The sequence below is a fragment of the Bacteroidia bacterium genome (assembly GCA_027493955.1).
Classification (GTDB): Bacteria; Bacteroidota; Ignavibacteria; order SZUA-365; family SZUA-365; genus JAOSJT01.
The window spans coordinates 4,130,767-4,156,066 of sequence record JAOSJT010000001.1; the positions used below are offsets into that span (position 1 = coordinate 4,130,767).

The following is a 25,300-nucleotide window of genomic DNA, read 5'->3' on the forward strand; positions in this document are numbered from 1 at the left end:
TGAGTACTTTGATGAACATACATCGCCATGGAATCTTCCTCATTTTCCTGCTTCTCCCGCTTTTCTGCGATGCCGTCAATGCGCAGATTGGTTGGACCAGTATGAACACCGGAACCACGCGCGATCTTGAGGGCGTGTTTTCCGTTTCCCAGCTCCAGATGATTGCGGTCGGTGCCAGTGGGAGCATCGTCGGAACGACCAACGGCGGCGCAAGCTGGATTTCCGCACCCAGCGGGAGCAGCCAGCGTTTACGCAAGGTCGTGGTGGCAGGATTCTCCACGCCGGTGCTTTGGGTGGTGGGTGACGCCGGAACTCTTTTGTTTTCCACTTCCGGCGGCTACACCTGGAATGCGGCATCGAGCGGAACCACCGCCGATCTGCACGACATCTTCGCCATTGATTATGCCAACGCCACCAGCTTTTGCGCCGTGGGAGCGTCGGGCACGATAATCGGGACGACCAACTCCGGGACGAATTGGTTTCCCATGACCTCAGCAACTCCGTCGAATCTCAATGGCGTGTTCTTCACCGATCCCCTGCTCGGATGTATCGTCGGGGATGCAGGAACGATCCTGCTCACGTCCAACGGAGGCGGCAGCTGGACCAGTGTTTCCAGCGGCGTGACAGTTGATCTGAATCATGTTTTTTTTACATCCCTCCAATCCGGTTGGATATGCGGTGACGACGGCAAACTCCTCACGACGACGGATGGAGGACAGAGCTGGGCTCCGGTTTCATCCGGTGTCACGGTGGACTTGCGAAGGATGTTTTTCAGCGACGCGCAGACAGGCACGGTGATCGGCAGGTCCGGCACCATCTTACGGACGACGAATGGCGGAACGACCTGGACGCAGCAGGTGAGCGGCACCGGCCTCGATCTGAACTCTGTCTTCTTCACCGATGCGAACAACGGCGTTGTCGTCGGGGATAACGGGCTTGCGAAAAAGACCACCAATGGCGGTGTGCCGGTGGAGCTTTCGCATTTTTCCGCCCGAAGCATCGATGGAGGTGCCGTAGTACTGGAATGGAGCACGGTTGGAGAGGTTCAGAATTTTGGCTTCTACATCGAACGTTGGCATGACGGTGTCTGGCAACCGCTGGGATTCGTCGCCGGAGGCGGTGATGTACCCGGACGCCGCGATTACCAGTACATGGACCGGCCCGAAGCTGGTCTGAACGCGTTGCGCTACCGTTTGAGACAGGTGGACTATGACGGTACATCCGCTGTCGCGGCGGAAACGGTGCTGCATCGGGCCGTGTCGCCTGATTGGAAGATTACCGCATCACCGAATCCTGTCGCCGGTGTCGCGACACTGCATGTTGTACTCGCGAACGACGCGGAGATCGAACTCGGTCTGTACGATCTCTCCGGAAAATGTGTGGAAACGGTGTTTTCCGGCGCGGCACGGGCCGGCTCGCATCAGTGGCGATGGAATCGCGGGACACACAGGACGGGATTGTACATCGCGGTTCTGCGAAGCGCCACACATATACTTTCAGCACCAATGGTGCTTCTGTAAGACAGGAGATTATGAAGGACGACACATCCAAGGGAAGGGTAGAACGGGCGGTGCTTCTGCTGCTCCAGGCGCTGTTGTGCATACTCGCCGCTTTTGCGACAACGATGTTCATGGCTCATGTCGTCGGCGTCCCCTCGGGAATGGATGGTGTTTTTCCCATGGTGTTTCTGTATGCGTCTATCGCGAATCTCACGTTCTTTCATACCTTCGAATTGCAGAACAGACAGACGTCTCCATGGAAAATTCTTCTGATCACCGCAGCCGTTTCCATGGGAATCTCCCTGTTGATGCTCCTGGTCTTCTCGTTGTTCCATTCTCAATCCTGACAACACCCATTCAACTATAACCATACATTTCAAGGAGTACCGTCATGATCGTCACCACCACACAAGGGATCGAAGGCAAAAGCATCGTCGAGTACAAAGGCATTGTCACCGGCGAAGCCATTCTCGGCGCCAATATTTTCAAGGACATTTTCGCGGGCATACGGGACATCGTCGGCGGCAGATCAGCGACCTATGAAAATGAACTGCGCAGCGCCAAGGATATCGCTCTGCGGGAGATGCAGGAGCGCGCGCAGGCGATGGGCGCGAACGCTATCGTGGGCGTGGACCTCGATTATGAGAACCTCGGTGCCAGCGGCGGCATGCTCATGGTCACCGCCAGCGGAACCGCGGTCGTCATTCGTTGAGCGCGCAGCGAGTGGGGGATGGGCAGAGAGAAGAGAGCTGCGCAGTGAACGTGTTTCGCTCTTCAGTGCAAGACTTGCTGCGATCCGGAATCGTATTCGGCATTCCACCGGAGTCGGGCCACGCACCGAGGCCGCGGTCCGATACAGACCAGCTCTCCTCTCTCTGCGCTTCGCCTACTGCGTTGCAGATGTGGGACTACCGAGATAGCGTATAGCAGCGGCCATGACCACAAACCCGAGCGGAAGTGTGTACCATGGTGGGATATCGAAACCAGCGGGGAGCAGTCCAACAAGAAGAGATACCAGAGCCGGTAGCAACGCATACGGAAGCTGTGTGCGTACATGGTCAATATGATCACATGCCGAAGCCATGGAGCTGAGTATGGTGGTGTCGGAAATAGGTGAACAGTGATCTCCGAACACCGCCCCGGCCAGCACGGAAGCGATGCTCCCCAGCACCAGGGTGTAGGCGTGGCTCGCATCCAATCCGCCATCGGCCCCCAACACCACGGCCAGTGGCAGTACCAGCGGCATCATGATTCCCATGGTGCCCCAGCTCGTGCCCGTCGCGAAACTCACGGCGGCTGCCACGAGAAATGTGAACACCGGCAGCCAGCGCGGGTCCAGTGTGCCCCGAAGCACATCCACCAGATAGGTCGCGGTGTGCAGATCCGCCGTGATCTGACCGATGCTCCACGCCAGCGTAAGAATGAGCATGGCGAGCAGCATCGATTTCAGGCCGTTGAACCAGGCCTCCATGGCCTCGAGAATGCCGAGGGTTCGCTGTCCCACCGCAAGTGCGATTGCGACGACGCAGGCAAGCAGCGATGCCCAGAGCAGCGAGCGATAGGAATCCGCCTGACCGATGACATTGCCGAGACTGTAATCGGTGGAGCCCGACGAGGAGATTGCGTTATTGCCGGTGATGTAGAGACTGACCAATGCGACAATCAACACCGTGAGAATGGGCAGCACGGCATTCCACCAGCGGGGAAGTACCCCTTCCGCGGGAAGGACGCTTGAGGAATCCGTCAGGTCCGTGGCGAGCTGTGCCCCGTCGCGATAGAGCTTGCCTTCGCGGCGTGCGCGCAGCTCGGCCTTGCGCATTGGCCCGAAGTCCCTCCCCATCAACACGAGCATGAGGGCAAAGGCCAACGTGAAAATGGGATAAAACGAGAAGGGCATCATGTCGAGAAACACCGCGTAGGCGTTGCGTCCAAGCATGCCTGCCTGCTGCATGGCCTGATCGATGAGACCCACCTCGTAGCCGATCCACGTGCTCACGAACAACAGACTGGACACAGGCGCCGCTGTGGAGTCCACGAGATAGGCAAGCTTTTCGCGTGAAATGCGGAGGCGGTCGGTGATGGGCCGCATCGTGTTGCCGACGATCAGGGTGTTCGCATAGTCGTCGAAGAAAATCACAAAGCCCAACAGCCATGTAGCCAGCAGGCCCCGTCGCGGACTGTGCGCCATGCGTGACAGTGTGTTGGCAATGCCAAGGGTTCCGCCGCTCTTGGACATCACCCCAACCATGCCGCCGAACAGCATCGAGAATGCGATTATGGAAATATGCTGCGTATCCGCCAGCGATCCCACGATATAGACATCCAGGACATGGAGAAAACCCGTGAAGGGATCGTAGCCGTAGATGAACGTGGCACCGAGCCAGATCCCCGCCACCAAGGCCACAACCACTTGTCTGATGAGCAAGGCGAGTACGATAGCCAACAGAGGGGGCAGTATGCTGAGCAGACCGGGGATGACGCGAACGCTTCGTGTGCCGCTTCCCCCGGCGGCGGATGCGAATTCCGCGCGCAGGATGCGCTGGCCGCTTCCCCGCACCTCCGCAGTTTTTGTACTGAAGACGCCGTTGCGTAGCAAAGCGCGCGCGGCACCGTCCACGGTAAAGCCGGTGAAACGCAGCTCTCCATTGGCGGAAGTGTCGACGCGGCCGTAAGCGTCGGTAACACTGATAGTCGTAGTGAAGCCCACGCCATCCAGCACGACATCGGGTGTTTCGAACTGCACCCCCTGCGAAAAAAGCGCCTGCAGGAGCAGGGGCAGAAGGAACAGTGCAATAATGCCGGTACGGAGTATTCCTGGACGCATGCGCACTCGTGGTGTGAGAACTGCTGTGCAAGATCGTTTCTCCGCTGCTTCCGTGCAACTACTCCGCTCGTCTCTGCACATGTCACCAAAGTTCGTCACACAGTGATATCACATGCATCGCGGACTTGCCGGACAGCGATTTCCTGTGCAACTTACTCTGACGCAACTACGGAGGTCAGCATGGCATTGATGTACTCGAACGGGATGGCTATCGGCACGCCGATGCCGCCTTTTGCGCTGAAGGGCACAGACGGAAGAACCTGGTCGCCGGACGATTTCGCGGAAGCGGCGGTGCTTGTGGTCGTATTTACCTGCAATCACTGTCCCTACGCCATCGCGAGCGAAGACCGTCTGATTGCACTGCACCAGGAGTATTCCGAGAGTGGCGTGCGTTTCGTCCTCATCAATCCGAACGACGCGGCGCGCTATCCCGATGATTCTTTCGACTATATGATACAACGCGCCAGGGAGAAGGATTTTCCCTTCCCGTATCTGCACGACGAGACGCAGGAGGTTGCGCGGGCCTTTGACGCCGCCTGTACGCCGGACCTTTTCGTGTTCGATGCCGCCCGCAGGCTGACCTACAATGGCCGCATCGACGACAACTGGCAGGAGCCGCGCCGGGCGAGCCGCCACGATTTACGCAATGCCATCGAAGCGACCCTGGCGGGGCGCGAGATCAAAGCGGAAGATCGTCATCCATCCATGGGTTGTTCGATAAAGTGGAAGTAGAGCCCCTTCCATCGGAGGGATGAGCGCCTGACGCATCGCCTTGCTTGGTCGGCGGAATTGCCTCCAAGCACCACGTCACTTCGAGACGCCGTACGGCGACGTGTCCGTATCCACAGCACGTCACCTGTGGCGCAACCAACACAACATCGGGTCAGCGCACGCGAATCCAGCACGATCACATCCTTCACGGACACCGCCTTTACCATTCACGACCATTCGTGCTCGGATTCCGCTGTACTCTATGCACAAACGCTTCGTGCGCCCGGCATCAGCGGACAGGAGGTTTACATTTCTCCCAGCACACGTATGACGCGGATCGTGGTATTCGGACGGAAATCCGGCCGGGCAAGAAATACGATGTCGCTGTCCTCGAGGTCGTCGCGTGCGCCGACGAAGCCGTTTCCGTCGAGGAGAAACTGCACTCCGGGAAGTTCGGGTACTTCAGCGACAAAGTTATCTGAAACATATGAGTACCAGAAGGTGAGAGACTTGTACACTCCCGCGAGTTGCTCGAGTGTATTGCCCACACGTATTCCGTCTTTTGTCATACAGAGACCGGACTCGATGCGGATTTCACCGATGTCCGTGGAAAAGTCCTCGGTGTCGGGATCGTAGGCGGGGAGGATACGCAGCACCTCGGTTCCTTCCTGCGTCAGAACGTACCAGGGCTCCTCGTACTGCTCGCCTTCGCCTTCGACCAGGACCAGGGTTCGCGTCAGCTTCAGGCGTGTGTCATCGAATTTTTTCGGGATGTCGTCGTACAGACGGAATGGTCCCACCCCCTCGGCGGTCACAAGAAGGGCGCGGGTTTCCGTTGTGCTGGTGCTGTCGCTCCGGTCGCTTTGTTCCTTCGTTTCCTCTCGTCCGCACGCAGCAAGCAGGACAAGAGCGAGCGCTGTCGCCGCAATGGTCGATGAAACCTTCATAGACACCTCCGCTGTTGCATCGCGAAAGCTGTCAAACTTCCGTATGCAATGCAAGCGGGAAAAACGCCGGGTGACTTATCCCAAGGCGGGAGTATAATCGATAAAGCCCTTGTTTATTTCCACGATTTTGCGGTGCAACCGGTAGACGCCGCCGCCTTCACGGGTTTTACTGGCGTCGGTGTTGCCTTCGATGGTGGTGATACGGCCGCCTTCCACTTTCTCGATAAGTCCGGTATGTCCGAGGCCGCCGCCATGATCAATGATGAAAATCATACCGGCCTTCACGAGGGCGGGGTTGTTCACCGCCTGCGATTTGAGTATACGCCCGGCGCCTTTTTTCTGCGCGTGATTCCAATGGAAAAGGCAGCCCGCGGTTTTGACCATGGGATTCGATCGCCCGTGTTGTTTCGCGGCTTCGTCGAAGCACCAGTACACAAAGGCGCAGCACCAGGCGAGTCCCGGACGGACTCCGGCGCGGCGCAGATATTCACTCACCTCGGGACCCTTATTCGAATTTTTGGGCTGCTCGCGCACCTTTTTCTTTTCTTCCCCTGCCGCGATGGCGAGCACGGTTTTCAGGAAATCATTGTCTGGTTTTTTATCCGAGACCACCGAGTCGGATCCGAACAACGCTTCCCAGGTCAGAGAGCCGACCTGCCCGTCCTGTTTGAGCGGGCGTCCCTCGGCATCGACATTCCGAGCCTGAAACAACTTCACCACCTCGCGTGTGCCCGGACCGAAGGAAGGATTTTCCGGATCCAGTTTGAGCACCGTATCGCTCGAGGCTGCCAGTGCCTTGTTGAGTTGCTTTTTCAACGCCTTGACGATAGCACCATCGCTTTCACCCATTTTGATCACCCGACCTGGATACTGCATAGACGCTCCTGTGTATTGTGTTCAGAATTGCCGTGAATGAGAGAGAATGAACGACCCGCCGGGTTCACTCCATGCGTGCGATGGCGAGGCGCAGCTTGCCCAGAAAACCCTTCGCGGATTTCAGAGGGATGTAGGTACCCGCGGCGTCCTGCTCGACGAGGGTGCCGGCTTTTTCGCTCCAGTTGTCATCAGCAAACACGTAGCGGAGTTTCCACCCGTCTTCTTCCTTCGTGGCGCGCACCACAACCGTATTGCGGAAAAGGTATTCACCCGGCACATGCTGATCAAAAAAGAGAAAACCATCTATTTCGTAGTCCGTAGTCGAGACGGCCAGTTCGACACTGAATACGAGGGTGCTACTGCGTTTCACCGTGATGTTGCGTGTGTCGAGGAAGGCGGAGAACAGTACCGGATGGCGGGGGCTCTGTTTCTCTGCATTCTTCGCATCCGGGAAGAGTTCATCGAAGCGCCGGAGAATGGCGGAATGCGTTTCCTTGCGGCGCTCCGTCAGGGTAAATGTGTACGCACCACGGGGAGAAACCACCGCTTCGAAGAAATACGAAGCACGAACAGATTTTCCATCGGTACGGGCTTTGGCCACGGCGGGCGGCAGCGGAAGGTGCTCCACTTCGAGGGTGCCATCGACGCGCACGTCACCGAACAGAAAACGCACGAGATTCTGATACCCTTCTTCGGAGTTGACAATGCCGTAGGTTCCGCTGTGCGTGCGGTGGACGAAGGCACGAGGTGTACCGGACACCGCGGCGTTCTCGATTTTCACGAGGCCGTCACTGAGTTCGCCAGCAAGTTTGCGCGCCACTCCGGCACCGGCGGTGTAGTCTTTGTTGTTTGTTCCAATGAGGCAGAAAAACCGCTTCGGATCGAATTTCCCGTTCAGCGTATCAACGCGCGCGCTATTTTTGGGCAAGCCCAGATACTGTGCCATGGTCGGGCGATTGAAATTATTGATGTCCCAGATGCCAAGGAAGGATGGGACGTTGAAACCCGCCATTTCGATGCCGTTGTGTGGTGTGGCGAAGGTAAAGACCTTGTCCACCATCGCTTTGCTCTCTTTGCTTCCGATGGTGGGATTCTGCAGAAACGCGCGGCAAATCAAGCCGCCCATCGAATGCGCCACCAGATATACACGAAAATCCTTCAGCGCCTGCGCGTCGTCGCCGCACACCTGCTCGCGGGTTTTGAGGATGAGGGCATGCAGTCCCTCCGCCGCCTTGACGATGGAAGGCGGATCACCGCCGCCGAAATCCTGATCGGCCTCCTCATAGTAGCGGTAAATGAGAATGCTCCTCGCGGGGAGCTGGTCTGTTATTTCTCTGCCGCCGCGATACATGTCCTGATAGCCATGATCCTTCATCAGGCGGATCAAGGGTGATTCAAAGATGTGACGCAGTACACGGCCGTCCCAGGCCTGCCGTACCTTGGTAGAGCCGAGATTGAAGCCCATATACGGCGTCGCGACGGTGGCGTCTATTTCGGCCTGCGTCATGGCGTAGCCGCGGATGTAGATAATGGGATAATACGGTCGCTGTATGAGGGCCATGGCGGATTCTCCGGACGGTGAACAGGCGTGGCAGTATGGCCGCTCTTTCCAGATTCGGAACGAAAAATGGGGTCGGTGCTGCCTGATGACAGCGTTTCCCGCCCTGTACGGGCATCGTTCGGCGGAAATGGAAAAACGGTTGAATGTCGATTACGGATACAAAATATGCTGTTTCGGGTGAAATGCAAACAGTGCGGCAGTACCGGTTTTCAGCGCTGTGCGCATCCGTCGTTTCGTGCGCGGACGGTACAGGAGTTGTGTCCCGCTGGTATATTCCCTTTCCCGATACGTAATTTAGAGGAGTACCTTGGAGCACATGGTGAACAACGCATCCGAAAAAGCCACCCAACACCTGCACACCGTTCTCGATCGCTGCCGTGACGCCGGTTGTGAAACGGATGCAGTCACATCCAAAGCATGGAATGTTGAAGCGGATGTCCGCTCCGGCAAAGACACAGTCAAGGTGCTGATCTATTTCAACGCCAAGGGCGTGCTGACGCCGCGGGTACAGGGGAAGTCTTCGGCATTGAAGGAGCTTGTGGAATTGCAATTGCACGGCGACGAGCCTTTGCGCAGCGCATTTTTGCCTGATGATGTGGCACAGTGGATTGGTGTGGATGAGAGCGGGAAGGGAGACTACTTTGGTCCGCTCGTCGCAGCGGCGGTGTTGGTCACTCCGGACAGTCTGCTTCGCCTGAAGCCTGTCATGTTGCGCGACAGCAAGGAGCTTCATGCTGCGGTGATCAGCAAGGCGGCGGCACAGATCCGTGAGATTTGCGCGGAGCATTTCACCATAGTGACCGTGTTGCCGGAGCGGTATAACGACTTCATGAGCGGCAACAGCTTCGGGAAAAATTCACAGCGCATCCTGGCCTGGATGCATGCGCGTTGTATTGAAAACCTTCTCGAAAAACATCACGGTGTGCACCATGCTGTGTGCGACAAATTCGCCGATACGTCGGTGGTCGGCCGGGCGTTGATGACACAGGGCAGGACGATCACCGTCCATCAGCACGTGCGTGCCGAGGCCGATCCCGCGGTGGCGGCGGCGGCCATACTCGCACGTGACGAGTTCGTGCGGCGTATGAAGCAGCTCGAGGACAGGGCCGGCTGCCGGCTGCCGCTCGGCGCATCGGATGAACGGGGAATCATCGCTGCGGGAGGACATATCATGAGCCACGAAGGGAAGGAAGCGTTGGGACGTTACGCCAAGCTGCACTTCCGCACCACACAGCAGGTATTGCGCCGTTGGTCCACCCGGGACGCGTTCGATGCGTAGTTCAGCGGGGCATGGCCAATCATTTCGGAATACACATCGGGAATTCGAATGAAAGTCTTTCTCATTCTCATCACTTTGTTCCTGCTCGCCTGCAGCGGCGACGAAGGAACGGCACCCGCCACAACGTTTGCCGTAGCCATAGACAATCGCGTCGCGACGAGCTACGACGTGTATCACGCCACCGCACAGGAGGGCCCCTGGAAGAAAATCGGCCACGCCCTCTCCGGCATGACCTATTGGATACGCGGGCTGGACACCGGCGTGACTCATTATTTGCGTTTGGTACCACCGGGGAGCGCTGCGGATCAATTCCACTTCGAGCGCAGCGCGACATCCACCGGGGCGGATGTTGTGTGGGTGGTGCGGTAAAGTGCACATCCTGACGGAAGGGTGGGAGGATTGGAATCACATTGCGTGAGGGTGGGCGATTCATGTAACGCCACGCGTGCTGACACTCGAACGTGGCAATCTCTCAATGCATCACTGCCTACACATCGGATTATTTCGCGAAATACTCTCTCCCTCAATGCAGAGAGCGGCTCGGGTACTTAGAAGACAAGTCCGGCTCTGGCCTTGTTGCAGGCAATACCCGTCGGCGCATCTCTGATATGTATTTGTCTGGAGGCAAAGGGACCGTGCTCGGTCGCAAAACTCTCCCTTTTTCCGTCAATGGCTTTTACGCTATCTTTCCAAGTTGCATCTCGTTCACACTGGCGCAGGAGAGAGTCATGACAGCAGTTTTTCGCACCATGGCCGCAGTAGTGTTGTTCACTGCCGGCGCGTCGGGATTGCTTGCCCAGGGCAGCTGGGTGCAGGTGCCGACCGCGCTGCAGTCCAATCCGAATACGCATGTACAGATAGGAGGCCTCTGGGGGATAGCCATGGCCGATTCAGGTACGGGATTCGCTGCGGGCTATGCCTCGGTGGCAGGCGGTTTTTCGGGTGTGTTGCGAAAAACACCCGGTAATCCCACCTGGTTCGTTCTCCCGGCGTCCAGCTTCACGCTGCTCCCGGCAAACCATAGTCTGTGGTCAGCTGTCACCGTGGTGGGAACGCATGTCTGGGTGTGCGGTTCCAATGGACGATTGTACAAAAGCACAGACAACGGCAATAACTGGTTCTCTTCCGCCAACGGGATCGCAGGCACGAATACGCTGTTTGATATCCATTTCCGTACGCCCGATGAAGGCATGGTCGTCGGCAGCAGCGGAACGATATACTTCACCACCGACGGCGGCGCAAACTGGGTGCCGCAAACGCTGCCCGCCACCGTACCGGGAAATACCGATCTGTACGGCGTGGACGACGCCGGCTCCGGCATGGGTTACTGGTACGTCACTGGAGGAACGCATACGCTGATCAGAGGCGTACCGCGTTCGTCGGCGACAAGCTGGGTCGATCTGAGTGCGAATGTGCCTTCAAATATCGGTATCATCGAGGGCTTGCAATTCTACAACGATAACATCGGAACTATCGCGGGCGTCATTGCAACCGGATCGCCGATACACCGGACCGTCAATGCGGGCGCCAGTTTCACCAGCATCGGCGCCAGTCTTCCATCCGGCACGTACAACGGCTTGCATTTCTTCGATCAGACCACAGGCTGGGTGGGAAGTGCCTCACCGGCTCTGTACTATACCTCGAACACCGGTACAAGCTGGACGCAAGCGACGATCACTCCGTTACCGTCGCAAAACATCACCAACTGGCTCACTCGCATCACCTTCGTTGGGACGGACGCCGGATATGCCTCCGGAGGCGCTCCGGGGACTTCCTCGACAGGCTGGATACTCAAGTACGTGCCCGCTCAGGCACCGGATATCTCTTCCACCCCCACCTCGCTGGATTTCGGGACGTTTTCCTGCGGGACGTTCATCGAAAAACAGTTCACCATTTCCAACATCGGGGCGGGTCCGCTCAATATCAACGCGATCAATTTTTCGCATCCCGAATTTGCCTTGCTCGCGCCCTTACCGACGCCTGTTCCTCCCCTCGGCGGAGCGACATTCTCCGTTCGGTGGACGCCCACACAGCCGGGGCCAGTTCCTTCCGGCGCACGCATGACCATTCTGACCAACGATCCGGTGAATCCTGCGTGGGACGTGGATCTCGCCGGCATTTTCAACAGCGGCACGGTAACGATTCCGAGCCCAGCCACCGCACCGGTCGCCTGCGTGAATGATTCTGTGGACATTGTCGTGAACGCCACGCTCACAGGGAACATCCAGCCGCAGCTTATCAACTTCGAACATATCAGTGGTTCGACGGGGGTGCGTCTTGTCTCTCCGCCCGTTGGGAGTAATCTGAGCGGCTCTCCCACGCTTACGTTCCGTTACGCGGCAGCTTCTCCCGGCACATGGTCCGGCACCTACAGAATCCTTTATGGCGACCCTCTTTGTCCGAAAATTGCGGTGATCGTATTTGAGGGTACAGCAAATTCGTCCACACTGACCGCATCTCCGTCGCTCGTGGACTTCGGTGAAGTCTGCATCGGGCAGTTCAAGGACATGCTGATCACGCTCACCAACACCGGCACGGTGGACGCCGTAGTGTCGTCACGCACGCTCATCGGCGGAACGGATGCTTTCCCGAATCAGCACTTCTCGCCTTTCGGTCCCATCCCACCCAGCGGGAACAGACAATACACTGTACGTTTCGCACCCGGCAGCGGCGATTTGGGGCTTGTGGAAGGAACGTTCAAGTTACGCATCGATCCCTGCGGCGATAGCGTCATTATCGTGTTGCGCGGCACCGGCGTCAAACCCGCCATCACATTTACCCCGACGAATCTCCTGGCACTCGGACCCGTCCCCATCGGACAGACGACCGACGAACAGGTGACCATTACGAACAGCGGAACAGGAAGTATTTCCATCGACGCCATTGCTCTCAAGCCGACGCACCCGCGCCTGACGCTCACAGGACTTCCTGCATTGCCGGCGCAGCTCGGCCCCTCTCAAAGCATTATTGTTACTGCGCGTTTTTCTCCCGACCGCATCGAAACGATTGTAAGCGAGCTGTCGGTGCGCTACAGCGGACCTTGCTCGGACAGCGCCCGTCTGCCGGTGATTGCTTCCAGCGCGAGTGCCCCGACAATCCTTGTGCAGTCCACGCTCGACATGGGGGAGAATGCCTGTCCCGATCCGCTCATCGACACACTGTACGTCAAAAATCTCGGTCCGGGAGTGCTCACCATGTCGCGTTTCACCATTGGTGGCCGCGATGCTTCGCATTTCCGTGTGCTCGCTCCGGGGACCCCGGCGTTTGTTGCTGTGGGTGATTCCACACCGATCTATATATCCTGCGATGCCCCTGCGCCGGGCGTGAGTGAAGGAACGCTCACGATAGAACACGACGACCCCAAGACCTTCAATTCCTCTGTCGTTCAACTGCGCTCTGAACGGATTCTCATCGGATGGCGTGTGGAAGGAGACAGCGTCAGCGTCATGACAAGCTGCGCGCATGTGGGAGTGAACAGGACCTTCGACCTTCGCAATACCGGATTGCGGACGCGCACCATCAAAATGCTCAGAATGCTGAGTGGCGGAGAGGTTTTTCACATTGCGAGCAATCCCCTCCCCATGGATGTCCCCCCGGGCTCTGCGCGCCCTTTCGAGGTGACGTTCACGCCATCGGGGCAGGGTAATTTCAGCGGCATCCTCGAAGTCGTAATCGGACCGTGCAACGAAACCATGTTGTTGACACTACGCGGGAGCGGCAGTGAATCCGAGCTTACGCTCGCGCCGACGCCTGTGGACTTTGGTTCGGTCAATGTTGGTGCCGACGTCATGCGTTCTGTGCGGCTCAGTAATCCCGGCGCTTCCGTCGCGACAGTGACAGAAATACTATTCCGACCTCCAATGCCTGTCGGATCCGAGCACTTTACGCTCTCACCACCACCGTCATTGCCCTTCGCGCTGAATTCGGGAGCCAGCCGCGATCTGGACCTTCGTTTTTCACCACAAGCGATGGCATCGTACAGTGGGGAGCTCTGCATCATCGTCAGTACTCCGTGCCCGGATACCATCTGTGTGACGCTTTCGGGCCGTGGTACGTCGTCGGGACTCGGCGTGAGTCGCACTCGCCTGGATTACACACTCGATCCATGTACGCTTCTCGAAAAATGCGACACAGTGGAGGTGATCAACAACGGATCATCCCCGGTGCGCCTCACCGGTGCGGCCTTCGATGATGCGGGTTGGTTTCAGCTCACCTTCCCGACCACATTTCCTCTGGATGTATTGCCCGGTTCACGGTTGATGTTTGTGGTCTGTGCGCAATCCGGATTCAGCGGAACGAGGAGCAGCTTTCTCCGGATAGGCACAAACGACGCCACGACACCGGAACTCCGCGTTATCGTGACGGCGGTGCGGGATTCTTCAGGATTCGCGACCTCCGAGCGCAGCTTCGACTTCGGCGCCATCGCTTCTTGCCAGATCGGTATGACGAGAACGCTGTCTTTGAGCAACACCGGTCTGATGATGGAAATCATTGATACACTGGAAAACAACGCACCCTTCTTTGTGGAAGATGCCCTTCCCATAGTCCTGCAGCCGGGACAGCAGAAAACAGTGACGGTGCGCTTCTCGCCCGCGAGTTTCGGTGTTTTTCGCGACACACTCTTCTTCACCAACTCCCGCTGCGGGAAACGCATCGCGCTGGAGCTGCGAGGTGAATATCGCGCGGACAACATCAGCGTCACGCCGGATCCGCTGCTGTTCAGCAATGTCCCCGTGGGATCATCCTCCATACGCAACATCACCTTCGGCAATGTTCATCTCGCACAGGTGCGCGTCGCCGACGTGCGTATTCAGCCGTCGGGAAGTTTCGCGTCCTCGGGAGCGTATCCCCGTACGGTGAGCCGTGGCGACACCATCGCCCTGCCGATTCAGTTCGCTCCGCAAAGCGCCGGTCAGCACTCCGCGACCGCCTGCATCATCATAGATCAGCCCTGTGCGGACACCTTGTGCGTTACGCTGCAGGGGAGCACCAGCGACGGAGAACTTCTTGCCCGTCCAGCGGTGCTCCATTTCGGTACCGTCGCGCAATGTGCGCAGACCATTCTTCAGGACACCATACGGAACATCAGCAGCGCGGACATACGGCTGCTGAGTTCTCGTATCGAAGGAAGCGGGGCCGCATTTTTCGAAATCCTGGATCCTGTCACTGCGGAAGAACTCCTGCCGCCGTCGGGCGAGCGGATTTTCACCATTCGCATCCTTCCTGCCGCGGCGGCGGATGGAAGTATGGACGCGCAGCTCGTGATCGAGAACACCGGAAGTCCCACCCTTTTCGCGATACCGCTTGCAGCGCAGCGTGTCACACTCATTGCAGCTGCCGGCGGGACTGTCGATTTCGGTTCTCTGTTCACCGGGGCTACCGAAAGCCGTCGTGTCACTCTGCGGAACAACGGCACTGCGCCTCTTCGCTATAGTACGCTGAATGCAACCCCGGGAGCGAGCATTGTACCGCAACCACCGTTCAGCATCGCCCCGGGTGATTCTCTGGAGGTGGAGTTGTTACTCACACCTTCCATGAGTGGACAGTACCTGGGGAGTTTGCGACTTGATGCCACATCACCCTGCGCCGACTCCACGGTGTTCCTTCTCACGGCGGACGTTGCCGATGGTCTTGCCGCCGGAGCTCTTGATTTGGGGACGCGGCCAAGCTGTCTCCCGGCACAGGGGAGCGTGCTTGTCAGGAATACGCAAACCGTCGCTGCTGAGATCAGACAGCTGACCTTCACCGGATCGGATGCCGCCGCATTTCACGTGCTCGCTCCGTTATCGCTGCCGCTCACGCTTGCGCCCGGAGATTCGATCGAGGTGCTGATAGAATTTGCAGCCATCGGGGGTGAACGCGGGTACGGCGCGAACCTTGCCGTGCTGTTCCGAACCGGTTCTACCGATCTCATCGCCAATGCCGCCGTTTCGGCCGTCGCACACAGCGGTCGTTTATCGGGTCCGACAGTCGGGGATTTCGCCTCTGTCGAAATCAGTGCCGGAGGCGAATCGAGGAACTTCCTCTTCACGAACAACGCACCATTTGCTGTGCGCATTGCGAGCGCGACGGCTTCCGGGTCTGTGTTTACTCTCCTGTCCTCGACACCGCCCTTGCCAGCGACAGTGCAACCAGGCGCTACGGTGGAGTTCGCACTGCGCTTCGCTCCCGCTGCAACGGTCAGCTATACCGGGCAGCTCTCACTTACCTATGAATCGCCCTGTCCTCTTGTACAGGACATCCCGCTACGCGGAGACGGCATAGACACACGCCGACCGGTGGTACTGCGGCTGGCAAGCCTCGAAGGTGCCCCGGATGATGTGGTGGAAATACCGCTTTCCATTGACCGCGATCTCGGTGGACTCGTTACGGAATGGAGCGGCGAGATCAGTCTCAATGCGAGCATGCTGTATCCGATGGAGGTAACTCTTGCCGGCACCCTGAGCGCGGATATGCAAGCGCAATTCAGCTACGATCAGACGAGCGGGATAATCCGCGTCGCCGCCGCCGGCGCACCGCTGCGGAGCGGCAGCGGAGTGATCGCTATCGTGCGATGCCTTGTGCTGATAGGCGACGATACGACCTCGCCGTTACGCATCGAGCCTGAATTTTCTTTCGGCAGAGGAGCGCGCGTGGAGAGACGCGACGACGGCGAATTCACCCTGGTTGATTTTTGTGATGCCGACGGTCTGCGTCTCGTGCGCGACAGGGCAGGGCTGCGCATCGTATCTTCGTCACCCAGTCCCTTCACTGAAGCGCTGACGATAACCTTCGACATCGACAGCGACGGGCCGGTGGATCTGCGCCTCTACGACGCGGCGGGTCGGGAAAGCGCAGTGCTCCTTGAGCGTGGCATGGAAGCGGGCAGGCACAGCATCACCCGCAGGACACCCGACATAGGAGCAGGCACCTATTTCTGTGTTCTTCGCCACAATGGTCGTGCGGTCGCTACCCGCATCATCAGAGCGCGATGAGGAAGTGTCCCGGGAAATTCACGCACGGGTTTCGGCATAGTTCGCTGATGCATCGGTGCGACGCATACGGCCTTCATCCTCGCGCGCTATCGGCACAGTGAAGTTTGAGCACTTGGTAAATGAAAAATAATCCTTACATTAGGCTTTTCCATCTCTTTTTCTCGCCTATGAAATGCAAAATACTCCTCCCCGGCTTCTTCGTCCTCTGCACACTCCCGATGATGCTTCAGGGACAAACCGACAATCCCGGCCCACGCGACGTCGTTCGTTTCGGCCTGTTCGGTGGGCTGCAGTTCAACATGCATAGTGGAACATACGAAGCGCTGGACAACAACGCCGTATGTGGTATCTGCGAGTTTGAGAACGGTGAAAAAACCGGCCTCCGGCTCGAAGGACTCTTCGAGTATCCGCTTTCACGTACGTTCCTGTTCAGCGGCCGCATCGGATACCAGGATTTCTCGGGTGCATTTGACCGGGACAAGTATCGTGTCGGTCCTGTGGCGCAACCGTCAGGGCCGCCGGTGGACATGATCGTGGATCAAACCTTCGACAACGCACTGTCGTATCTCACGGTCACACCCGGCATCCTGTATTTTCCGATCGATCAGGAACTGCACCTGAATCTCGGGCTTGGTTTCGCGTTTCCGCTGTCGAAGGATTACACGCTGCGCGAAGTGCTCGTTTCGCCCTCCGATAAAACCTTTGCGGATGGGACAACCGATCACATCATTCGCGATGAGGAAATTCAGGAAGTCAATGGTCTTCGGCTCGCTCTCGAGCTTGGCGCCGGCTACGACATTCCTTTGACCCGGAATCTGTTGCTCACGCCCGAGGTCGCCTACTCGCTTCCGCTCACGAAGGTGACGGGTCGCGGCGATTGGACAGCCGCCGCGTTTGCCGGTGGTCTTGGGCTTCGCTACGCAATGATTCCCCCGCCGAAGGAGCTACCGCCGCCGCCGCCTCCCGCCCCCGCCGCCGCCCCCGCCACCGAGGTTATTCCGCCCCCCGGCTGCGGACTTGGTGGTACGCGGAATCGATGCCGATGGGAAAGAAACGGATGCGAGTACGATTGTGGTGGAAGAGTTGCGCACCATCGAACGCTATCCGCTGCTGACCTATGTGTTCTTCGCAGACGGCGACGGCAAGACGCCGCTGCGTCAAAACCTATTAGGGAACGAAGAAGCCAAAAGCTTTTTCATCGAAGATGCCAAAGGTCAGGAACTTGAAATTTATCGCAATATGCTCAATGTCATTGGCCGCAGAATGCTTGAGCGCCCAAATGCGAAGATTACTCTGACCGGTACCAATTCCGGCGCCGGCGCGGAGCGCAACAACACCACGCTTTCAAAACAGCGTGCCGAAACGGTCCGCGATTATTTCGTGAATACCTGGGGCATCGAATCCAGACGTATCACTGTTCGCTCACGCAATCTCCCGGTGGACCCCTCCGCTGTGGACGATCCCAGAGGACAGGAAGAAAATCGTCGCGTTGAAATCACATCCGCTACCGAGGAAATCATTGCCCCGATCCGGCGAGATGAGATCGCCTACTCGACGTCCCTCGATGCCTTACTGCTCAAGCCCTCGGTGGACGCTCCGAATGGCGTCGAACGCTGGCTGCTGCAGGTCTCACAGGGTCCGCGCTCGTTGTTCTCCCAAAGTGGCACAGGCAGCGCGCCGGCGGCAAGCTATCGCTGGGATTTCGAAGGTGAAGCACTCGTTCGCAGCGGTGAAGCGCTGAAGGTGGAGCTCCTCGTGCGCGACCGACGTGCGCAGGAGGAAGATGTGCCGGTGAATATCGCTCTCAACACACTCACCCTCGAGCGCAAGCAGGAAGAGCGCATCGGAGACGTCCGCGTCAATCGTATCAAGCTGATTCTCTTCGACTATGACAAAGCTACGGTGTCGAAGCGCAATCTCGATATCATTGATGAGGTGACGGAAAGTATCACACCCACATCGCGTGTAGCCATCAATGGTTATACCGACGCCCTGGGCGATGCGGAATACAACATGGGTCTGTCGCAGCAGCGCGCCGAAGCGGTGAAAGCGTCGTTTGGCGCAAAACTCGCGAACGTGGAAGTGACGACCAAGGGTCTCGGCAGCACACCGCTGCTCTTCCCGAACGATACACCCGAAGGCCGTTTCTACTGTCGTATGGTGCAGGTCATCATAGAAACACCCGTGCAATAGTATTGACGTGATGAGCCACGGGCGCTGTCTCCGTGTGCCCACGCCGCTGAAAATACCTGAGGGGGTCCGATACGTCGGGCCCCCTCTGTCATTGTGCACATATCGGTTGCCGCACTGTCCCGGCCATACTCTCCTTCGAACAGGACGCACTGATCGCACCGCGTCGGAGCGGCGGGTACCGCGAAGCCGACAGGGTGTTTACTGCTCCCCGCGTCGTCGTCGTCGTGCCAGCCTGCAGGGTGATATGTCCGCAATCCGCAATCACGCAGGCGGCCAGACGTGTCTCAACCGTGTTTCCGGATTATCGAATCCCTCCGCCTCAGACGAGCCGATTCCCGATTCCCGATTTCCGATTATCGATTCCCGATTCCCGATTATCGATTCCCGATTCCCAATTCCCGATTCCCGATTATCGATTCCCGATGAAATTCCGAGATGCATGCGCTCCGCTCTCCGCGCTCAAAACGAGTACACGAAGCTCACGGCGGGTCGGCCGTCAGCGATGCCGACGCCGAATGAATCCAGAAAGGTGGGCGCGCCATTGTGAATGGCGGCATAGGTGAGATGGGAAATGAGTACACCGACGGCCGCACCAGTCATGACGTCACCGAGGTAATGTTTGTTGTCGCGTATGCGTGAATAGCCGACATAGCTGGCCCAACCGTAGGTGGATGCTGCCGCGGCAACTCGCAGGGCGTCACGCAAGAGAGGCCTCTCCCCAAGTGACTCCGACGCCATGATCGCATCATCCAATTCCATCTGCAGCCAGGAACAGGTCGCGAAGGCGACCGAGGTGTGACCACTGAAAAAACTCTTATCATCACTCCCGTCAGGACGCATCCGATGTACGAGTGACTTCACCGTCTGTGTGGCGACCTGCGTGTACATCACACTGCGGTAGAGGCCGAAGGCGTGACGCATTTCTTCCTCCGCGTCACCCTCTTCGCTCAGCAGCTCGATTGCGAGAATCTGAATCGTGCGCGCGCCGAGAATGGCGTGCGGCAATGCGAACGGATCCAGACTGCCGAAGGACTCGGAGCCGCGCACGCCGAATTCTGTTGCAACTTCGCGTTCCAAACCGGTCGCGTGTATCAGGACGGGTTTACCAGCGGATTGAAGCGCCTCGTAACGGTTCACGAAATAAAAAAAGAACACCGGTGCGTCATACCAGGCGAATACGTCCCCCGCCGCATTCATCGAATGGGAGAGGAATCGGTTGACGCGGTTCTCGTCACGATATTGTGCATGGGATATTGCTGGACCCAGAAGCCAGATCAGCAGGAGGGTGTGGAGTGTCGTCTTCATCGGCGAATCGTCAGCTGTTCATCGTGTCGTGAGTGTGTCTATGCTTCGCAGGAAAAAGTCTCGCCGCTCTATAAGATGCCGCCGGAGTGCGGCGGATTCGGCTTGCAGCGAAAAGCCCGCCAGGCCGAGCTTGGGATCGAGCGCCCACGCCGCGGCGATGGCCGCCTGGTACACCTCGAGCTGCGGGAAAAGTTGCCCCGGCACAATGACGGAGGCCAGCATATTCTTCGCCTCTCGCTTGTATATCGCGACGCAACTGTCGTTACGCAGTAAGGCTCGAATGATGTCGTTGTCTCCCGTCAGCCCCACATCTGCGTCCTCCGCCAGCAACTTGTCGAAATCCCACGGTATGATCTGATAGGGCGAAATGGGAGTGGGTTTGTAGAAGAGCATGTTGTTCGCGAAGCCATCTATATGATTTAGTATGGACGCCGCGGCATGATAGCGCAGATAATTCGTAATGTCCAGATGACGGCCGACGACCTCGGGTATGCGGTCCGGCGGAGCGGTATCGAGAGCTTCGATCATTTCGCCGAGGGAATTCAGATTTCCGGATTCCGGAATGTCGAGAGAAAAATATTTGTCGAGATGCATGTTTTCCGAGAAGCTGAAGCGCGCACCGAAGCTCGCCTTGATCAGTTCATACACCATCATACCACGTTTGCGAAAAAATTCTTCTTCCACGCGCTCCACTTGCAGCAGCAGTCCTTTGTCCGTTCCGTTGATGCGCAGAAACACATGCGCGGTATTGAATGACGGAAAGCCGAGCCCTTCGAATATCATAGTCGCGAGCTTGCTTCGCAGCATGGTACGGTCGAACACCTGTGCGCTGAGATTGCAGGTGTTCATGCCATTGATCTGCTGCCCCGCATCGAGCTGCAGCTTGTACGACCAGCGCGCGTGGTAGCGTGAACCGGCGCCCTGCGGCTCGAAAGTGCCGCTGTACGATGTCTCGCCAACGAAAATGCGGGCCGGGGCCTTCTCGTTGCTCCACCGGTTCGAAAGCAGTGAACTGTAATACTCCTGTGGGATCCACACGTCGAGAACCGCAACCTCCCCCGTGTCGGGGAGATACGTGGAGTTGTCTGCGGTTTCACAAGCGCAAAACGTGAATATGGAAAGGAGCGCTATGGATGCAAGTGCTTTCAATAACGGAAAAAGGTCTCGATTGTTACGCTGGAACCCTCGGTGGAATAGGTGTCTGATCTGCCGTCCCGCGTTAGCAGCGCATCGAGCGAGAGGCGCAAACGGACGTCATCGTCTACAAACACATTCGCACCCGTCATTATTTCCAAGCGATGCGTTCCCATTTCCTCGAAGTCGGGAACAAACCAGGCGAGCATGAGATAAGGCTCAAGTACTTTCAGGAATGTACCGCCAAGATCGAAGCGCATTGCTGTCATGGACTTCAGTCCCGCCGTGTAGACGCGATCCTCACGCGCGAGCAGTCTCCGGCGTATGCCTTCCTCCGGATCCTGGAGAAGAACTGCTTCAAGGCCGCTCTCGAAGAGTGAATCCTTGTACCCCGCATCGGCGGAGACGCCGAAGGTGGTAATTGCATTCTCGCGTCCCCGCTGCAATAGGGCGCCTCCGAGCGACGCCGTATATCCGGCGGATGAATGCGCTGTGCCGCGCAGATAGGCGCTCGTCACATACGATTGATTCCGGAACACACCGGCGGCATAGGAAAAGGGAAATTCCGGATTTTTCTCTTTGTAATTGTAATACACCATCAGGCCGACGTTTCTGCCATCGTACCCCAGATCGGAAACCACCCGGTGCATGTAACTGTCGTTTACGGGAATGTACTCGTCCCGATCGCTGAGTCCTTCGAGGCTGAACGGCTTCTTGATGTTTCCGATCTTGATGCGCGCCTTGTCCATGTGCTTGAATGTGACGGTCGCCTCGCGCAGGACTGCGGTCTTACTTTCTGAATGCCCGCGGAAATCCAGCTGTCCCTCTATCTTTTTGGAAAGCTCGATATCGGCCTGCAGCTTCCCCTCGTAATAAAATTCCTGATTGAATCCTGCGACGGGATTGCGGTCGAAAAAAGCGGCTCCCGTCGCTCCGAATCCGGAAAATGAAACTTTCTGCGCCTGGCTGTGACTCGTAAAGAATGAGAGAAGCAGCAGGAGGAAGATATGTTTTTTCATGAACCTGTTTGCAGTGCGTGTTGCTCTCCACGGCTGCGGCCTGCGTCTCAGGTGTCAGCAACGACGTGGATGTCGGGGACAGGTGCTGTGTAGCGCGAAGGGAAAACCGCCGGACAACAAAACGGATATGCCCACATTCAGTAAATGTATCGAACCGGATCGGCCTGGGCAAGGCAGAAGGGAATGTACGATCGACGAGTGACGAAGAGACGCATCGTACATCCTACTTCGTCAATCGTAAATCGTCACTCGTCAATACCCTATCGTCACGGTGCTCACGCCAGGAGCGAACGGTACAGTGATCTCGAAGCGACGGTGGGCGGCATCAACCCGTGCATCGGGTGGAACGGTGTTGGCGTCGGTGTCGAAAATGATGCGGTCGGCGGTCGCGACGCGGCGCGGCGAAGCGTCGGAACCGAAAAGCCGTAAACGTATCGCCTTGATATTCCGCGTTCGCACGCTTTCGGCGGCGTCAATGGTCAACCGCCAACCCCGCTCTTCCGCACCGAGGGAAAAACGCAGTACTTCGAAATCGCCCCGCTCATAACCATACCCCTCGCCGCTGTCAAGATACATCGTACCGCTGCCGCCGTCTTGTGGAACGATGTCCAGCACGAGTGTGTCGAGCTGTTTTTCACCGGTAAACTGCGGCGCATTTCTTCGCGGAATGATGGCTCCCGCTTTGTAGAACAACGGCAAACGACTCACGGGCGCATCGATGATCACGCGTTGACGGCCCTCGTAACTCTGGCCGGTCCAGGGATCCAGCCACCGGCCCTCCGGCAGGTACACCTCCTGAAACCGCTGTCCCTCCTGTACCACCGGAGCGACGAGTATGTGATCACCGAACATCCATGTGTGTTGCCAGCGGCTGTCATATACCGCGGGATCGTTCTGATAGTCGTGCAGCAGCGGCCGCATCATCGGTGTGCCGCTTGTCGAGGCCTCGTGAAAAGCGCTGTAGATGTAAGGCAGGAACTCATAGCGCAGCGAAATGAAACGCCGGGCCAGCTCCTCCGTTTCCTCGCCGAAGGACCAGGGCTCCTGGTCGCGGGTGTTGATATGCGTGTGCGATCGCATCAACGGAGTGAAAACTCCCGCCTGCAGCCACCGTACGTAAAGCTCCGGCGATGGCGAATCCATGAATCCGCCGATGTCCGTACCGTTGAACGGCATACCGGACAAACTCAATCCGAGGCACATCCGTATACCCATGCGCAAATCGTCGAAACGTGCGGTATTGTCACCTGTCCAAATAGCCGCCCAGCGCTGTGTCCCCGCGAAGGCCGCGCGCGTGAGCACGAACGGTCTCTTATCTGGGTGACTTCGCCGCAGGCCATCAAAGGAGGCCTCCGCCATCAGATGTCCGTACACATTGTGCATACGTTTGATCGTCGCAGGAGCGCCGTCGTTGTCGAACTGTACGAGATACGGAAATTCCCGGCCCCAGACTGCCGGCTCGTTCATGTCGTTCCAGAAGCCGTCCACGCCGATGTCCATCATTCGCGCGTATGCGTCTCCCCACCAGCGGCGGGTGTCCGCCCGCGAGAAGTCGGGGAAGTGACACCAGCCAGGCCAGACCTGCCCGCTGTACAGCGTCCCGTCCGGGTATTTCAGGAAATGATCGCGGGCGATTCCCTGCTCGTACACGTCATAGCCGCGCTCGATCTTGATTCCGGGATCGATGATGGGCACGACTTTGAATCCCATCGCTTCCAGGTCGCTCAGCAACATGTGTGGATTCGGAAAGGCGGCGCTGTCCCACGTGAATACCTTGTAGTTGTCCATATAACGGATGTCGAGATACAGCACATCGGCGGGAATGCCGCGCTGACGGAAATTTTTCGCAAGATCGCGGACCTCATGCTCCGGATAATAACTCCAGCGACATTGCTGAAAACCGAGCGCCCACAGAGGCGGGAGGGGCATGCGTCCCGTGAGACCAGTGTACCGTCGCACAACGTCCCTCACGGCCGGACCGAATATGAAGTAATAATCCATTTCACCATCCTCGGCGCCGAAGGAATACACGCGGTCGCTGGCGGCTCCCATATTGAAAACACTGCGGAAGCTGTTGTCGAAATAGATGCCATAGGCCCCTGCATCGCGCACACCAATGAAAAACGGGATCGAAGCGTACAGGGGATCGCGGTCGTTTCCATAACCGGGGACGTCGGAGTTCCACATCACCCACTGACTGCCGCGCTTATTGACATCGCCGGTTTTTTCCCCCAGCCCATAAAAGCGCTCGTCCTGATGCAGGGTTTTCCAGACGTGAATTTCCTTGCCGTCCCAGGCGTGTCCGAATGCGCGGTCGTCGGAGGCGATCTCGCGCCCCTCGCCGTCGCGGAACACCAGCCGCAGTGGACGCTTGAGAATGTCTACTCTTCCGCCTGGCATGACCAACACCAGAGCGCTGTCCGTATCGTCGAGGTTCCAGTTCACAGCCGGAATTGCTTCGTGTCGTACGGCATGGGAGGGGTCGTTCAGCAAGGTGCCGTCGCGGCCTACCTGTATGCGCAGAACGGCCTCTCCGACGATGCTGAGACGCAGGACGTTGTTCTCCGCCCGAATACTGACACCGGCTGCGTCGCGTTCGTGGGAGACGTAGTCGCCGAGAGAGGTGTACTGATCCGCGTTGGCGGGGAGGGTCATGCGCACGAGCAGCAGAAGCCAAGGAATGCAGGCATGCCAACGTGCGGCGCGTAATGCGGATACAATGTGTTGCATATACAAAAGAATAATCGTATTTTTATTAAATCTCATTGTTCACAAGACTCTGGTGATTCGGATCATGAGCTCGATTCTGCTCAATGTAGCCCTGAATACGATGTTCCGCAAGCATGCGGCAGCCCGCTGCAGCGTGATCCGTTTCCGCGCCGGCAGGCGCCGCTGATACTCCATACCTCGCCCTGATTTCCCTGAATATTTCATGATCCAAGCCCGATTCAGGCGGTCAACCGCTGTTCGTGCATGTT

At 57.7% G+C, this 25,300-nt stretch carries 17 protein-coding genes; 9 read left to right on the forward strand and 8 right to left on the reverse strand.

The features are described 5' to 3' along the window. Window positions 1-11 precede the first annotated feature (11 nt). From M5R41_15765 to M5R41_15775, 3 genes are read left to right on the forward strand one after another with little or no spacing between them, the layout of a single operon-like run. Window positions 12-1,520 carry a YCF48-related protein gene (locus tag M5R41_15765; protein MCZ7557855.1) on the forward strand — a complete coding sequence of 503 codons (1,509 nt, stop codon included), beginning with the start codon at window positions 12-14 and terminating at the stop codon, window positions 1,518-1,520. Window positions 1,521-1,531: 11 nt separating this feature from the next. Then, complete coding sequence (locus M5R41_15770) at window positions 1,532-1,846, forward strand: hypothetical protein (GenBank protein MCZ7557856.1); 315 nt, start codon at window positions 1,532-1,534, stop codon at window positions 1,844-1,846. A gap of 44 nt (window positions 1,847-1,890) precedes the next feature. Then, window positions 1,891-2,211, forward strand: coding sequence for a heavy metal-binding domain-containing protein (locus M5R41_15775; protein MCZ7557857.1), 321 nt, complete (start codon window positions 1,891-1,893; stop codon window positions 2,209-2,211). A 174-nt stretch (window positions 2,212-2,385) separates the two neighbouring features. Here the strand turns inward: M5R41_15775 and M5R41_15780 are convergent, their stop codons facing one another. Next, a complete protein-coding gene (locus M5R41_15780) occupies window positions 2,386-4,323 on the reverse strand; it encodes a Na+/H+ antiporter NhaC family protein (GenBank protein ID MCZ7557858.1) in 1,938 nt (645 codons plus the stop codon). 180 nt (window positions 4,324-4,503) lie between these two features. Between M5R41_15780 and M5R41_15785 the strand changes: the two genes are divergently transcribed. Continuing rightward, complete coding sequence (locus M5R41_15785; protein MCZ7557859.1) at window positions 4,504-5,055, forward strand: thioredoxin family protein; 552 nt, start codon at window positions 4,504-4,506, stop codon at window positions 5,053-5,055. Window positions 5,056-5,339: 284 nt separating this feature from the next. Here M5R41_15785 and M5R41_15790 read toward each other — a convergent pair whose 3' ends face one another. The 3 genes from M5R41_15790 to M5R41_15800 form a co-directional block, all read right to left on the reverse strand. Further along, window positions 5,340-5,981, reverse strand: coding sequence for a hypothetical protein (locus M5R41_15790; protein ID MCZ7557860.1), 642 nt, complete (start codon window positions 5,979-5,981; stop codon window positions 5,340-5,342). Window positions 5,982-6,056: 75 nt separating this feature from the next. Further along, complete coding sequence (locus M5R41_15795; protein MCZ7557861.1) at window positions 6,057-6,857, reverse strand: CHAP domain-containing protein; 801 nt, start codon at window positions 6,855-6,857, stop codon at window positions 6,057-6,059. Window positions 6,858-6,921: 64 nt separating this feature from the next. Beyond that, window positions 6,922-8,418: a hypothetical protein gene (locus tag M5R41_15800; protein ID MCZ7557862.1), complete on the reverse strand. Its 1,497-nt coding sequence runs from the start codon at window positions 8,416-8,418 to the stop codon at window positions 6,922-6,924. Window positions 8,419-8,734: 316 nt separating this feature from the next. On the opposite strand from M5R41_15800, the gene rnhC reads away from it, so the two are divergent. From rnhC to M5R41_15825, 5 genes are all read left to right on the forward strand, one after another. Beyond that, window positions 8,735-9,697, forward strand: a complete 963-nt coding sequence (rnhC, locus tag M5R41_15805; protein MCZ7557863.1) for a ribonuclease HIII — start codon at window positions 8,735-8,737, stop codon at window positions 9,695-9,697. A gap of 48 nt (window positions 9,698-9,745) precedes the next feature. Beyond that, entirely contained in the window at window positions 9,746-10,066 is a 321-nt protein-coding gene (locus M5R41_15810) for a hypothetical protein (protein MCZ7557864.1), read from the forward strand. 359 nt (window positions 10,067-10,425) lie between these two features. Next, entirely contained in the window at window positions 10,426-16,671 is a 6,246-nt protein-coding gene (locus M5R41_15815; protein MCZ7557865.1) for a choice-of-anchor D domain-containing protein, read from the forward strand. 167 nt (window positions 16,672-16,838) lie between these two features. Continuing rightward, window positions 16,839-17,897, forward strand: a complete 1,059-nt coding sequence (locus M5R41_15820) for a hypothetical protein (protein ID MCZ7557866.1) — start codon at window positions 16,839-16,841, stop codon at window positions 17,895-17,897. A gap of 13 nt (window positions 17,898-17,910) precedes the next feature. Next, a complete protein-coding gene (locus M5R41_15825; GenBank protein MCZ7557867.1) occupies window positions 17,911-18,864 on the forward strand; it encodes an OmpA family protein in 954 nt (317 codons plus the stop codon). Between the two features lie 459 nt (window positions 18,865-19,323). Here M5R41_15825 and M5R41_15830 read toward each other — a convergent pair whose 3' ends face one another. The 4 genes from M5R41_15830 to M5R41_15845 all read right to left on the reverse strand — a co-directional run bounded on the left by M5R41_15830 (window position 19,324) and on the right by M5R41_15845 (window position 25,052). After that, window positions 19,324-20,169: a phosphatase PAP2 family protein gene (locus M5R41_15830; GenBank protein ID MCZ7557868.1), complete on the reverse strand. Its 846-nt coding sequence runs from the start codon at window positions 20,167-20,169 to the stop codon at window positions 19,324-19,326. An 18-nt stretch (window positions 20,170-20,187) separates the two neighbouring features. Then, complete coding sequence (locus M5R41_15835; GenBank protein ID MCZ7557869.1) at window positions 20,188-21,318, reverse strand: CotH kinase family protein; 1,131 nt, start codon at window positions 21,316-21,318, stop codon at window positions 20,188-20,190. Further along, window positions 21,315-22,322 (reverse strand): hypothetical protein, encoded by a 1,008-nt coding sequence (locus M5R41_15840; protein ID MCZ7557870.1) that lies wholly within the window; start codon window positions 22,320-22,322, stop codon window positions 21,315-21,317. Before M5R41_15840 ends, M5R41_15835 begins: the two co-directional genes overlap by 4 nt. Before the next feature lie 252 nt (window positions 22,323-22,574). Next, on the reverse strand, window positions 22,575-25,052 hold the full coding sequence (locus M5R41_15845; protein MCZ7557871.1) for a DUF4968 domain-containing protein: 2,478 nt from the start codon (window positions 25,050-25,052) through the stop codon (window positions 22,575-22,577). Between the last annotated feature and the right edge of the window lie 248 nt (window positions 25,053-25,300).

Excerpts from the sequence above, each read along its gene's own strand:
- M5R41_15765 (MCZ7557855.1), top strand. The coding sequence starts at position 12 with ATGAACATACATCGCCATGGAATCTTCCTCATTTTCCTGCTTCTCCCG.
- M5R41_15770 (MCZ7557856.1), top strand. The coding sequence starts at position 1,532 with ATGAAGGACGACACATCCAAGGGAAGGGTAGAACGGGCGGTGCTTCTG.
- M5R41_15775 (MCZ7557857.1), top strand. The coding sequence starts at position 1,891 with ATGATCGTCACCACCACACAAGGGATCGAAGGCAAAAGCATCGTCGAG.
- M5R41_15780 (MCZ7557858.1), bottom strand. The coding sequence starts at position 4,323 with ATGCGTCCAGGAATACTCCGTACCGGCATTATTGCACTGTTCCTTCTG.
- M5R41_15785 (MCZ7557859.1), top strand. The coding sequence starts at position 4,504 with ATGGCATTGATGTACTCGAACGGGATGGCTATCGGCACGCCGATGCCG.
- M5R41_15790 (MCZ7557860.1), bottom strand. The coding sequence starts at position 5,981 with ATGAAGGTTTCATCGACCATTGCGGCGACAGCGCTCGCTCTTGTCCTG.
- M5R41_15795 (MCZ7557861.1), bottom strand. The coding sequence starts at position 6,857 with ATGCAGTATCCAGGTCGGGTGATCAAAATGGGTGAAAGCGATGGTGCT.
- M5R41_15800 (MCZ7557862.1), bottom strand. The coding sequence starts at position 8,418 with ATGGCCCTCATACAGCGACCGTATTATCCCATTATCTACATCCGCGGC.
- rnhC (MCZ7557863.1), top strand. The coding sequence starts at position 8,735 with ATGGTGAACAACGCATCCGAAAAAGCCACCCAACACCTGCACACCGTT.
- M5R41_15810 (MCZ7557864.1), top strand. The coding sequence starts at position 9,746 with ATGAAAGTCTTTCTCATTCTCATCACTTTGTTCCTGCTCGCCTGCAGC.
- M5R41_15815 (MCZ7557865.1), top strand. The coding sequence starts at position 10,426 with ATGACAGCAGTTTTTCGCACCATGGCCGCAGTAGTGTTGTTCACTGCC.
- M5R41_15820 (MCZ7557866.1), top strand. The coding sequence starts at position 16,839 with ATGAAATGCAAAATACTCCTCCCCGGCTTCTTCGTCCTCTGCACACTC.
- M5R41_15825 (MCZ7557867.1), top strand. The coding sequence starts at position 17,911 with ATGCTCAATGTCATTGGCCGCAGAATGCTTGAGCGCCCAAATGCGAAG.
- M5R41_15830 (MCZ7557868.1), bottom strand. The coding sequence starts at position 20,169 with ATGAAGACGACACTCCACACCCTCCTGCTGATCTGGCTTCTGGGTCCA.
- M5R41_15840 (MCZ7557870.1), bottom strand. The coding sequence starts at position 22,322 with ATGAAAAAACATATCTTCCTCCTGCTGCTTCTCTCATTCTTTACGAGT.
- M5R41_15845 (MCZ7557871.1), bottom strand. The coding sequence starts at position 25,052 with ATGCAACACATTGTATCCGCATTACGCGCCGCACGTTGGCATGCCTGC.